Here is a 12,345-nt window from a genome sequence, read left to right as displayed (position 1 = left end):
CAGCAACGAAAGGCATGATCGAAATCGACGGGAGCCACGGGGAAGGCGGCGGACAGATCTTGAGGACTGCCCTCGCGCTCTCCTGCATGTTCCGGAAACCGTTCCGGATCATCAATATCCGCAGGAACCGTAAGAAGCCGGGCCTCAGCCCTCAGCACCTGACCGGCGTCCGGGCGGCGCAAGCCGTTTCCGGTGCGCAGGTCACCGGGGATCGCACGGGTTCAACGGAGATCACCTTTTCCCCCGGCGAGGTAAAGGCAGGCGATTATGCCTTCGACGTCGGGACCGCCGGATCCACCCTGCTCGTCCTTCAAACCCTGCTTCCTCCGTTGCTCTTCGCGGAGAGCAGGAGTACGGTGACGCTCACCGGGGGGACGCACGTTCCCTTCAGCCCCTCCTATCCTTACGTTTCCGACGTCTTCGCACCGGCCCTCGCGAAGATGGGGCTGGAGGTCCGGCTGTCCATCGAGTCATACGGATTCTATCCGCGGGGAGGGGGGAAAATCGGTGCGGAAATCCGCCCGGCGGCCAAAATCCTCCCCTTGCGGATGGCGGAACGAGGGGAACTCCTTGCGATCACCGGGTCCTCCGCCGTCGGTCGACTCCCCAGGTCGATCGCGGAACGGCAAAGGAAGGCTGCAATGGAAAAAATCCGTTCCCGAATCGGCGAGTCGGAGGTCGGGGTGCGCATCGACCTCCTGGAGGCGCCGACTCCCGGCCAGGGGACGTTCCTGTTCCTTCACGCCGCATCCGAAAATGCAGCCGCGGGGTTCACCTCCCTCGGCGCGATCGGGAAGCGCGCCGAGACGGTCGGGGAGGAGGCGGCGGCGGAATTTCTCCGGTATCATTCCACGGGCTCGGCCCTGGACCCCCACCTGCCGGATCAGATCGCCCTCTATCTTTCGATCTGCGGTGAGGAATCGTACTTCACAACATCCCGCATCACGCAGCACCTCCTGACCAACCTCTGGGTAACCGGGCTCTTCCACGCGTTCACGCACTCCATCGACGGCGAACCCGGAAGACCCGGAAGCTTGAAAATTCATTCGAAGAGCCGTTAAGCGTTCCTGATCGTTCAACCCGTTATTCCGGTTTTCCGGGGGCTGGCACCTTGTGACGTTTCCCAGTCACGGAAGGCGGTCAAGACTTCTGCAGGAGTGCGGCACAATTCCAGGTTCTGGACCAGTTGCCGGTTGCGGGAAGCCCTGCTGACCTGCCCCAGGATCTGGATCTGGGTCTCCGGCGACTCCGCCGGGGACAGGATCAAGAAGACGTATTCGATCGGGATCGAAGTGGATACATCCGTTACCCCTTTCCGAGTCAACCCGATAGCGACGACAGTTTGGGGAAGGTTCTCGATGCGCGCATGAGGCAAGGCAATGCCTTCGTTCAGGAAGGTGGACCCTTGCTCCTCGCGTTTCGCGATGTTGGTCAATACCAGATTCAGATCCACCTCTCCGCAGCCGGCCACCGCCGCCTTCGCCAGGGTTCGAAGAACGGTGTCCTTTTCCGCGGGCCGGTCCCAGACGACGATCCGTTCGGGAGAGAGGAATCCGCTCAACGCCGAAGCTCCTGTTGAAACCGGAACGTACGACGCGGCGACGGGCGGCCCTGCCTCTTCCTCAGGAGCCATGATCCCGGAAGGTTCCTCCTTGCGCGTATCGAGAATCACCACAGTGAGTCCCTTCGCTTCGTGAATCAGGCGTTCGACGGTGCTTTTTCTCCAAATCGTCTTCCAAAGCGGTTTCGGTGTCGGCGTGCCGACCACGATGGTCCCAACGCGGTACTCCTTCGCGAAACGGAGGATCGTCCCCGTAATGTCTTCCCCCTTGTAGGTGAACACCATCGCCCCCAGCTGCTTGGCGAGGGTCAGGGTTCCTGAAAGGATGCGCTGGGTATGGGCGTCGATCACCGTGGGCTCCTCGGACGGGGTCTGGACGTAGACCGCGTACCAGTTCCGGTTGAGCTTTCCCGCCAGGCGGGATGCGTAGCGGAGCAGCATTTCGCTGTTTGGGCCGCGGGAGCTCAAGGCGACCATCACCTGGTCGGGAGCCGCTGCCTCTTGCTCCACAGCCTCCCGTCTCCGCAGGTCGATCTGCGAGGCCATTTCCCGCAGCGTGAGCTCGCGGAGTTTCTCCAGGTTCGAGGTCCTGAAGAAATTGCCCATCGCAGCCTCGATCCGGTCCGCCCGGTAGACCTTGCCTTCTTTCAGGCGCTTCTGCAAATCCTCGGTCGTCACGTCCACGTTCACGATCTGGTCCGCCTCGGCAACGATGTTGTCCGGCAGACGCTCGCGAACCTTGACGTGGACGGCCCGCTCCACCGTGTCGTAGAGGCTTTCCAGATGCTGGACGTTCAACGTGGTGATGACGTGGATCCCCGCGGCCAGAACATCCTGGATGTCCTGGTATCGCTTCGGGTTCCTGCTTCCCGGAACGTTGGTGTGGGCAAGTTCGTCGATAAGGGCGACCTGGGGCTTCCGGGCAAGGACGGCATCCAGGTCCATTTCCTCCAGGGGAACACCCCGGTATTCCGTCTTTCTCCTGGGGATCGTTTCCAGCCCTTCGGCGAGGTTCGCGATTTCGGTCCGGCCATGGGTTTCCAGGAAGCCGATCGCCACGTCGATTCCTTCTTCCTTGATCCGGCGGCCTTCCAGCAGCATCTGGTAGGTCTTCCCGACGCCGGGACAGTAACCGAGGTAGATCTTGAGCCGCCCGCGCTCGGCGCGGCGGATCATCCGGAGGAAGGTATCGGCTCGTTCTTCCAGCAGCATGTTTACATTTTACCGTCGAGGTCCAGATTGAGCATCAGCACGTTCACCCGGGGCTCTCCCAATATCATAAGGTCCCTCCCCTCGGTATGGTTCCTTATCTTTTGCGAAACGGCCGTCAGGCTCATGCCACGTACCTTTGCCACCCGGCCCGCCTGGAGCATCGCATTTTCGACGCTGATGTGAGGATCGAGGCCGCTCGCCGAGGACGTCACCGCGTCCGCCGGCACCCGGGCATCCGGCGGCAGGCCGTTTTCTTCCCTGTAGCCGGCGACCCGTTGCTTCACATCCTCGATCAGCTTTTTCGACGTCTGTCCGAGGTTCGTGCCCGAGGAATTGGCGGCGTCGTAACCCTGCCCCGCCGCGGAAGGACGGGGATGGAAGTAGGCAAAACCGTTGAATCCCTGGGCGAGGAGCGACGAACCCACGACCCTGCCGTTTATTTCGACCAGTGAACCGTTGGCCTTGTGAGGAATCAACCCCTGGGCAATCACCCAGACCGCCACGGGATAGATACCGCAAAACAGGACGACCAGGAACAGCGTCGCAACGAAGGATTTGCGCAGTTCCGCGATCAGGTTCTTCATGGGGACTCCTTCCTTACGCAAGGTGGAACGCGTTCACCGCCAGATCGATGAGTTTGATCCCGGGGAAGGGAAGAACCACCCCACCCAATCCGTAAATCAGCAGGTTGCGGCGCAGCATCTCCGCGGCGCTCAACGGCCGGAAACGCACCCCGCGCAAGGCCAGGGGAATGAGGGCGACGATGATGAGAGCGTTGAAGATGACCGCGCTCAGAATGGCGCTTTGGGGCGACGCAAGCCGCATGATGTTCAACGGCCCGATCACCGGGAACACCCCGATCAGCATGGCCGGGAGGATGGCGAAATATTTTGCCACGTCGTTGGCGATGCTGAAGGTGGTCAGCGCCCCGCGGGTCATGAGCATCTGCTTGCCGATTTCCACGATCTCGATCAGCTTGGTGGGGTTGGAATCCAGGTCCACCATGTTCCCCGCCTCTTTGGCGGCCTGGGTCCCGGTGTTCATCGCCACCCCCACGTCGGCCTGGGCCAAAGCGGGGGCGTCGTTGGTCCCATCCCCCGTCATGGCGACCAGGTAGCCGGATGCCTGTTCCTTCCGGATCAGCGCCAGTTTATCTTCGGGCTTCGCTTCGGCCAGGAAGTCGTCCACACCCGCTTCCCGGGCAATCGCGGCGGCTGTCAGAGGATTGTCGCCGGTGATCATGACGGTCTTGATCCCCATCGCCCGGAAACGCTCGAAACGATCGCTCAAGCCTCCTTTGACGATGTCCTTCAGGTAGATCACCCCGAGAACCCGGTTGCCTTCCGCCACGATGAGGGGGGTCCCGCCCTGGAAAGAAACCCGGGTGACCGCGTCCTCGACCTCCTCGGGGAAACAGCCGCCTGCAAAATTCTTGACGGCATCCGCTGCCCCCTTGCGGATCTTTCTTCCGTCGATGTCGACACCGCTCATCCGGGTTTGCGCCGAAAACGGCAGGAAACGGGCGAGGGGCATCTCCGAGAGATTCCGCCCTCTCAGGCCGTATTGCTTGGCCAACACGACGATGCTGCGGCCTTCCGGCGTCTCGTCGGCCAGGGACGCGAGCTGCGCGGCATCCGCCAGCTCCTCGACCGACACGCCCTCCGCCGGCAGGTATTCGGTCGCCTGCCGGTCCCCGAGGGTGATCGTCCCGGTTTTATCGAGAAGCAGGACGTTGACGTCTCCCGCCGCCTCCACGGCGCGACCGCTCATGGCAAGCACGTTTTTCTGCACAAGCCGGTCGATGCCGGCGATGCCGATGGCGCTCAGCAGGCCTCCGATGGTGGTCGGGATGAGGCAGACGAGCAGCGCCACCAGGACGGTAACGGACCAGGCGACACCCGAATAGATACCGAAAAACTTGAGCGTCATGACGACGACCAGGAAGATGATCGTCAAGGCGGAGAGGAGGATCGTCAGGGCGATTTCATTCGGTGTCTTCTGGCGCTGGGCCCCTTCCACCAGTCGGATCATGCGGTCCAGGAAGCTCTCTCCCGGATTCGCGGTGATGAGAACCTTGATCCGGTCCGACAGGACGCGGGTGCCTCCCGTGACGGCGCTGCGGTCTCCTCCCGCCTCGCGGATCACGGGGGCCGACTCCCCCGTGATGGCGGACTCGTCCACCGAGGCGATCCCCTCGATCACCTCCCCGTCTCCGGGGATGAGCTCCCCGGCGGATACGGTCACGACGTCCTCCTTCCGGAGCTGCTCCGCCGGCACCAATTCCTGCGAGCCGTCCTTCCGGAGCCGATTTGCCATCGTCTGGGTTCGCGTTCTCCGGAGCGCGTCGGCCTGGGCCTTGCCCCTTCCTTCGGCCATGGCTTCGGCGAAGTTGGCGAACAGCACCGTCAACCACAACCAGATCGCCACCTGTAGGCTGAATCCCAGCGGTTCGCCGGCGGGTCGGAAAAAGAGCCCGACGGTCGTGATGAAGGCCCCCACTTCAGTGGCGAATAGGACGGGATTTTTCATCAAGGTACGCGGGTGCAGCTTCGGAAACGACGCAATGACCGCCTGCTGGACGATCTCCCTGTCGAACAGGGAATGTTTCTTCACGGCCATGGATGGGATTCCTCTCTAGAAGACGACGTTGGAATGGACCATCATGAAGTGCTCGACGATGGGCCCCAGGGAAAGAGCGGGAAAGAACGACAACACGCCGACGATCAGAACCGTTCCCACCAGCAGGACGACGAAGGTACCCCCCGAGACGGGGAAGCTTCCGCCGCTTTCCGGGACGATCTTCTTCTTCGCCAGGTTTCCGGCCAACGCCAGGACCGGCACGATGAAGAAGAACCGCCCGATCAGCATCGCTAGCCCAAGCGTCGTGTTGTACCAGTAGGTATTGGCGGTGAGTCCCGCAAAGGCGCTGCCGTTGTTCCCCGTGGCGGAGGAAAACGCGTACAGGATCTCGCTGAACCCGTGCGGGCCCGCGTTGTTCAAACCAGCAAGTCCCCATCGGCTTGCAACCGCCCATACCGTGAACCCCAAGATATCGAAAATGAGGATCAGCACGGCGAGCGCGCTGACCTTCACGTCGTACGACTCGATCTTCTTACCGAGATATTCCGGCGTGCGGCCCACCATCAGTCCCGCCAGGAACACGGTCAGCACCACGAAGACGAGCATCCCGTACAGGCCCGATCCGACCCCTCCGAAGACCACTTCTCCCAGTTGTATGTTGATCAGCGGGACGAGGCCCCCGAGCGGGGTGAAGGAGTCATGCATCGCATTCACCGCTCCGCAGGAAGCGTCCGTGGTCACGGTGGCAAAAAGGGCGGAGTTGAAGATTCCGAAACGGGTCTCCTTCCCTTCCATGTTCCCGCCGGCGGCGTCGATCCCCAGCGCGTGGAGCCGTGGGTTTCCCGTGCTTTCCGCCCACCAGCAGAGGAGAACCCCCGCCAGGAAGAGGACGGCCATCGCGCTCCATACCGCCCAGCCGTGCCGCTGGTTCTTCACCATCCGCCCCAGGTAATAGGTCAGTCCGCTGGGGATCAGAAAGATCGAGAGGATCTGGATGAAGTTGGAAAGGGGCGTCGGGTTCTCGTAAGGATGCGCGGCGTTGGCGTTCACAACCCCGCCTCCGTTGGTGCCGAGCATCTTGATGGCCACCTGCGATGCCATCGGGCCCTGCACGATGGTCTGGGTGTGCACGGTCCCGGGCTCGACCAGCTTTGCGGCGACATACGGATGGAAGTTCTGGATCATCCCCTGGGAGACCAGGAAAAGCGCATAGAAAAGGCAGATGGGGAGAAGCAGGTAGAGGTGCACCCGGACCAGATCCACCCAGAAGTTGCCGATGGTCTTGGCGGTGTGTCGCGCGATCCCGCGCACGAGCGCACCTGCCACGGCGATGCCGGAGGCGGCGGAGGCAAAATTGTGAAAAGAAAGCCCCACCATTTGGGAGAAGTACGACATTGTGGACTCCCCTCCGTAACTTTGCCAGTTGGTGTTCGTGGTGAAACTGACCGCCGTGTTGAAAGCCAAGTGCTCGCTCACGAGACCGAAATGCTGCGGGTTGAGCGGAAGAACGTGCTGTAATCGCAGGACGGCATACGTGAAAACGACCCCGACCACGCTGAACGCCAGGAGGGAAACCGTGTACCGCTTCCAATCCTGCTCCGCTTTCGGGTCGACCCGCAGGAATCGGTAAAAGAGCCGTTCGATGGGCTTGAGAACCGGGTCAAGAAACGTCTTCCCTTCCGCGTCCAGGACCCGATAGAGATGGACGCCCATCGGCCGGGTGACGAGCAGGAGGACGCCCAGGAAAACCCCGAGTTGAATCCAGCCGAAACGATCCATGGGAGGACCTCTTCCCTAAAATTTCTCGGGCTTGAAAACCGAGACCAAGAGATATGCGATCAACAGAACACCGACAAAACCGACCAGGATGTCCATCATGGATTCACATCCTTTCCAGGGCCTGTGCGAACAGGGCGCACAAGCCGAACGTTGCGACGAGAACGACCAGGTAAATTGCGTCGATCATGATGGGCTACCCTCCTTGGGTGTGCGGTCCGCTCTCCGGAGGGAAAAGAAGAAGGTGCTTCCCGCCCCTTCGCGGCTTTCCACTCCGACGGTCCCCCCGTGGGCCTCCACGATCTCTTTCACGATGGCCAGTCCCAGCCCCGCCCCCGTCCCGGCCCCCTGATCGGGAACGCGGAAAAATTGCTCGAAAACGCGGGGAAGATACGTGCCGGAAATCCCGATCCCGGTATCGAAAACCTGAAACCGGACGGTGTCCCCCTCAGACCTAGCGGAGAGGGAAACCTTGCCTCCCGGGGGGGTGTATTTCAGGGCGTTCGAAAGGAGGTTGGCGAAGACTTGGGCGATCCGCGTCGGGTCGGCCCACACCTCCGGCAAGTCGTCCGGCAGGTCCACGGTGAGAGACACCCCTTGATCGCGGGCCGCGCTGCGGTACGGCTCCACCCCCTCCAGGACCATCCTGAGCGGGGGGACGGGATGAAAATCCATCCGGACCTTTCCGGATTCGATCCGGCCGATGTCCATGAGCTCCTCGACGATCGTGTGAAGCAGGTCGGAATCTTCCCGGGCTGCCACCAGCAGGTCCGCCTGCTTGGGCGTCAACCCCCCGATTTTTTCCTCCAGCAGGAGGTGGATCGCCATGCGGATGGAGGTGAGCGGGGTCTTCAGCTGGTGGGAGACCGTCGAGATCACCCCGCTTTTCATCTCGTCCCGCTGGCGCTGCTGCGTCACGTCCTGGAGGATCAGGACCACGCCTGCCGGTTCTCTGCCGGAATCGAGTATCGGCACGGCCCTGGGGCGGTAGAACCTCTCCTGGTTCCCGACAAACTGCTGCAGGACGGCTTGCGCTCCCTTGAGTTCCGCGGTGTGTCCCTTTGCAAGGGCCTCTTCGAACAGGTTGGGCATCCACGGATAGGGCAAATTCCGAACGCTGACATTCGGTTTCAGGCCGAATGCATCCCTCGCCGCTTCGGTCGCCACCTCCACCTCTCCCTCCGGGTTGACCACGGCAATCGCGTCGGGCAGGCTGTCGAACGCCTGCTGGGTGGAACGCTGGATGCGCAGGAGCCTGGTCTGGCCGGTGCGCCGGAATTCGCGCAGGCTTGCCGCCATCTCGTTGAACGCCTCGGAGAGCTGGCCGATCTCGTCGCGGGAAGCGCTTTCAACAACGAGGTCCAGGTTTCCCTTCTGTATCTCCTTGGCGGAATGGATCAGCCGGGTGATCGGCCGAAGGATCCATTTTCCCGTGAGAAACAGGAAACCGGCGGCGACAACCGTTGAGGCAAACAACATCAGGATCATCTGCCTCCTCACCGATGACGCCTGTCGTCTGGCCCGTGCATCCATGGCGACCATGTTCTCCTGGTTCATCCGCAGGATGTCGTCCGCCGTGTCCTTGATCCGCTGAAACAAGGGAAGAAGCCCGGCAAAATAGGATTTGCGCCGCGCTTCACGCCCGAAAGCAGGATTCCCCATCACTTTGATGTCCGACCGGTACTGCTGGAAGAGTTGCTTCAGAAGCTCCGCCTTTTGCCCTTCCCCGGGCAGGGTGATGTTGCCCAACCCGACCTGGAGGGCCTTCTCGAAGCGTGTCTCGTTCTGCGCGATCTGGTCGTTCCCCTTCTGCTCGGCGCCCAGGAGCACAAACACCGCCCCGCTGTCCATCCGATCGAGGGCCTCCTTCATCTCCTGGCATGCGACCACGCTCCGGTAATTCTCCCGGAGGATCACATCGATGGATTGCCCAAGCGTAGTGATCCGCGAGATGTTGTGTACGCCGATCACCGCGATGATCATCAGCAGCCCGCCGAACCCGAGGGCTAATTTTTGGCGAAGGTTCAAGATTATCCTCCCCGAAAGGATTTTCGTATTTCCAGGATCAATAAATCTTCATTGTTTTCCCTGGGACCTTCGTACTTCAGGGTTATTGTGGAAATTCCGGTTTTCCAGGTAGCTTCCCTCACCACCGCCATGAATTCGGTAACGTAATGAACTTGATATTCCGAAAGCTTGCCATACCGATGCTGGAGACTGTTGGATATCGTGTCAAACGCATCTTCCGCCCGCGTAACCAGGGTTCTCGGACCGAATTTCGATCGCAGTACCGCTCTGATCTGAAAAAAAGCGCCATCCCTGAACCAATACTCAACGGAACCGAATGCAACACCATGAATCATGCCTTCCTCATTCTTTCGGGCATACACTTTCGACGGATCTTCCTTGCTGTTCAAGATCACGTACTTCTCGAAATACAAGTCGTTATATATTTCTGAGGCTTTCCCGATGGAATCTCCCCACTCCAATTCCCTGAACCCTTCAGCATTTCCCATCTCATGAATCATCTGCTGGGCAACACCAACATTTTCAAACAGGAGAACCACACCGATCATCGCCAGATATTTTGTGACCGGGATGCGCATCTTCATGTGGTGCCCCCTTGCGAATTGAGAAAAGGCAAGGGCCATGCCTGCCGGGATTAAGAAGCAACCAGTTGATATCATTAGGTATAAATAACTTGGTAGACCGCTGGCGAATTGCTTATCGCAAGGGTCCGGGAACAGCGTCATTGCAAAATGCAAGGGAAGGCGAAGTCGGCTAAATTCCGTATTGCTTGCGGCGGCGCCAGAGCGTCGCCTGATCGATGCCGAGAATGTCAGCGGCCTCCTGCAGCGATTTCGCTGAGGCGAGAACACGCCGGATGTGCTCCTCTTCGAGCTTTTCCAGGCGAACCGGGTCCCCGATTTTCGGGGGCACGTCCCGGGGCGCCAACGTCGCTGGGAGAACCTCGATGCCGATCCGGTCGGAAGGACAGAGGATGGACGCGCGTTCGACAACGTTCCGCAGCTCCCGGATGTTCCCCGGCCACGGATATTCCTTGAGCGATTTCAGCGCCTCTTCGGTGAACCCGAGGAAACACCGGTGGTGGATGCGGCCGTAGAACGCAAGAAGCCGCTCGGCGATGACGGACAGGTCCTCGGGACGTTCCCGCAACGGCGGAATCTCGATCCGGATGACGTCGAGCCGATAGAGAAGATCTTCCCGGAACTTCCCCTCCCGCACCGCCCTTTCCAGGTCCATGTTGGTGGCCGCGAGAATGCGGACATCCGCTTTCCGGGTTGCGGAGTCGCCGACGCGCTCGTATTCCCGCTCCTGCAGAAAACGCAGCAGTTTGGGCTGCAAGGAGAGGGGCAGATCCCCGATTTCATCCAGGAGAAGGGTCCCTCCCTCGCAGGCGGCGATGCGTCCCGGATGGTCGCGGACGGCGCCGGTGAACGCGCCTTTGACGTGCCCGAACAGCTCGCTCTCCAGCAATTCCGCGGAAAGCGAAGGGCAGGAAACGAGTGCGAACGGTTTGCCTGCCCGCGGGCTCCAGCCATGAATCGCGCGCGCCAGGACGGTTTTCCCCGTTCCGCTCTCCCCCCGCAGGAGGACGATCGCCTCCGTCGGGGCAACCTGCCTGGCAAGGTTCAGGGCCCGCCGCATGTTGGGGCTGTTGCTGATGAAATCCACCTCGGGGGCCGCTCTTCCAAGGTCTTCCTGAAGAGCCGCGATCCTTTGTTCCATCGACCGGACTTCCGCCACTTTTCGGACCGCAAGCGTCACCTGGGCCGGCGTAAACGGTTTCGGAAGGTAATCGGTCGCGCCCCTTCGCATGGCCTCCACCGCGGTGTCGATGGACGCATACGCAGTGATGACGATGATCTTCAGCCAAGGCGACGAGGCGAGCAAAGCGGGGATCAGGTCGAGGCCGCTCGCCGTGCCGAGCCGAAGGTCCACGAAGGCGAGGTCGAACGAGCGCCTGGAACCTTCCGAAACGGCATCCTGGAAATTGCCGACGGCGGCCACATGGTGCCCCTCCGTCTCCAGGCAGACGGTCAGCGTCTTGCGGATGTTCCTCTCGTCATCGACGACGAGGATATCGAGCGGAGGGGTCTCCCGGGTTGTGGAAGCCATAATGCCTTTGTAACAAAAAAAGAGAATCCGGCGCAAACCGAAAGGAGTCGACGTACGCCAATTCGGCGTGGAGCCGGGGCCACGGCATGCGACGGACGCCGCCGGGAGGACGCTGCTCATCTGGACAGACATCCTGTCTGCAGTTATTGTATTTTACGACCGGAACGGACGGAACCAAAGGAGGAATCCATGTCGACCGTACGGAGGATCAAAACGGTATGGAGAAGCAAGCCCACTATCGAGGGAGCCGGTGTCCACCTCAAGAGGGCTTTCGGATACGACCAGGTGCCGCATCTCGACCCGTTCCTTCTCCTCGACGATTTCCACTCCGCCGACCCCTCCAGGTATCTCCCTGGCTTCCCATGGCATCCCCATCGGGGGATCGAGACGATCACTTACGTCCTCCAGGGGGACGTGGAGCACGGTGACAGCATGGGGAACCGGGGGGTGATCTCCCCCGGCGACGTGCAGTGGATGACTGCGGGAAGCGGCATCATCCACCAGGAGATGCCGAAGGGAGACGTGGAGGGCCGCATGTGGGGGTTTCAGCTCTGGGCGAACCTCCCCGCCTCCCACAAGATGATGGATCCCCGCTACCGGGAGATAAAAAGCAGCCAGATCCCCGAGATCGCCCTGGAAAACGGCGTCACGGCAAGGATCCTCTGTGGTCGGGTCAACGACATCCAGGGGCCGGTGAGAGACATCGTCACCGACCCCGAGTACCTCGACGTTACCGTGCCGGCGCGAACGACCTTCACCCGCCCGGTGAAGCGGGGGCACACCGTCTTCGCCTACGTCGTCGACGGGAACGGCTTCTTCGATCCGGAGCGGGACCCCTTCGCCCGCGAGGCGGTCGGGAGGAACTGGTACGACATGGAACGGAAATGCATTTGCGGGGCGGAGGCCCTCGTCCATTACGGCGACGGGGACGAGGTGGCTGTCACCACGGAAGACGGGCCGGTCCGATTCCTCCTCGTGTCGGGGAAGCCGATCGGCGAGCCGGTCGCCTGGTACGGACCCATCGTCATGAACACGCACGATGAGCTTCGGATCGCTTTCAAGGAGTACGCGGAAGG

9 protein-coding genes are annotated in these 12,345 nt (G+C 61.2%); 2 read left to right on the top strand and 7 right to left on the bottom strand.

Annotation, left to right across the window (positions count from 1 at the left end):
- The first annotated feature begins 14 nt into the window (after positions 1-14).
- Positions 15-1,061, top strand: a complete 1,047-nt coding sequence (locus A2Z13_00090; protein ID OGP75916.1) for an RNA 3'-terminal-phosphate cyclase — start codon at positions 15-17, stop codon at positions 1,059-1,061.
- Positions 1,062-1,075: 14 nt separating this feature from the next.
- Here A2Z13_00090 and A2Z13_00085 read toward each other — a convergent pair whose 3' ends face one another.
- The 7 genes from A2Z13_00085 to A2Z13_00055 all read right to left on the bottom strand — a co-directional run bounded on the left by A2Z13_00085 (position 1,076) and on the right by A2Z13_00055 (position 11,269).
- Positions 1,076-2,773: a PTS sugar transporter subunit IIA gene (locus A2Z13_00085; protein ID OGP75915.1), complete on the bottom strand. Its 1,698-nt coding sequence runs from the start codon at positions 2,771-2,773 to the stop codon at positions 1,076-1,078.
- Positions 2,774-2,775: 2 nt separating this feature from the next.
- On the bottom strand, positions 2,776-3,357 hold the full coding sequence (locus A2Z13_00080) for a potassium-transporting ATPase subunit C (protein ID OGP75914.1): 582 nt from the start codon (positions 3,355-3,357) through the stop codon (positions 2,776-2,778).
- A gap of 13 nt (positions 3,358-3,370) precedes the next feature.
- On the bottom strand, positions 3,371-5,392 hold the full coding sequence (locus A2Z13_00075; protein ID OGP75913.1) for a potassium-transporting ATPase subunit B: 2,022 nt from the start codon (positions 5,390-5,392) through the stop codon (positions 3,371-3,373).
- A gap of 15 nt (positions 5,393-5,407) precedes the next feature.
- Positions 5,408-7,132: a potassium-transporting ATPase subunit KdpA gene (locus A2Z13_00070; GenBank protein ID OGP75912.1), complete on the bottom strand. Its 1,725-nt coding sequence runs from the start codon at positions 7,130-7,132 to the stop codon at positions 5,408-5,410.
- Between the two features lie 183 nt (positions 7,133-7,315).
- Positions 7,316-9,112, bottom strand: a complete 1,797-nt coding sequence (locus A2Z13_00065; GenBank protein ID OGP75948.1) for a hypothetical protein — start codon at positions 9,110-9,112, stop codon at positions 7,316-7,318.
- A gap of 47 nt (positions 9,113-9,159) precedes the next feature.
- Entirely contained in the window at positions 9,160-9,780 is a 621-nt protein-coding gene (locus A2Z13_00060; protein OGP75911.1) for a hypothetical protein, read from the bottom strand.
- A 130-nt stretch (positions 9,781-9,910) separates the two neighbouring features.
- Positions 9,911-11,269 carry a sigma-54-dependent Fis family transcriptional regulator gene (locus tag A2Z13_00055; GenBank protein ID OGP75910.1) on the bottom strand — a complete coding sequence of 453 codons (1,359 nt, stop codon included), beginning with the start codon at positions 11,267-11,269 and terminating at the stop codon, positions 9,911-9,913.
- 189 nt (positions 11,270-11,458) lie between these two features.
- Here A2Z13_00055 and A2Z13_00050 point away from each other — a divergent pair.
- Positions 11,459-12,345 (top strand): hypothetical protein (locus A2Z13_00050; GenBank protein ID OGP75909.1); only part of this gene is annotated, 887 nt, incomplete at its 3' end.

It is taken from the genome of Deltaproteobacteria bacterium RBG_16_64_85, from assembly GCA_001798885.1.
In the GTDB taxonomy this organism is placed as follows: Bacteria; Desulfobacterota; Deferrimicrobia; order Deferrimicrobiales; family Deferrimicrobiaceae; genus FEB-35.
The sequence above is the reverse complement of the archived record's forward strand: the minus strand, read 5'-3'. Positions and strand labels throughout refer to the sequence as shown.

Excerpts from the sequence above, each read along its gene's own strand:
- A2Z13_00090 (OGP75916.1), top strand. The coding sequence starts at position 15 with ATGATCGAAATCGACGGGAGCCACGGGGAAGGCGGCGGACAGATCTTG.
- A2Z13_00060 (OGP75911.1), bottom strand. The coding sequence starts at position 9,780 with ATGGCCCTTGCCTTTTCTCAATTCGCAAGGGGGCACCACATGAAGATG.
- A2Z13_00070 (OGP75912.1), bottom strand. The coding sequence starts at position 7,132 with ATGGATCGTTTCGGCTGGATTCAACTCGGGGTTTTCCTGGGCGTCCTC.
- A2Z13_00055 (OGP75910.1), bottom strand. The coding sequence starts at position 11,269 with ATGGCTTCCACAACCCGGGAGACCCCTCCGCTCGATATCCTCGTCGTC.
- A2Z13_00085 (OGP75915.1), bottom strand. The coding sequence starts at position 2,773 with ATGCTGCTGGAAGAACGAGCCGATACCTTCCTCCGGATGATCCGCCGC.
- A2Z13_00065 (OGP75948.1), bottom strand. The coding sequence starts at position 9,112 with ATGATCATCGCGGTGATCGGCGTACACAACATCTCGCGGATCACTACG.
- A2Z13_00075 (OGP75913.1), bottom strand. The coding sequence starts at position 5,392 with ATGGCCGTGAAGAAACATTCCCTGTTCGACAGGGAGATCGTCCAGCAG.
- A2Z13_00080 (OGP75914.1), bottom strand. The coding sequence starts at position 3,357 with ATGAAGAACCTGATCGCGGAACTGCGCAAATCCTTCGTTGCGACGCTG.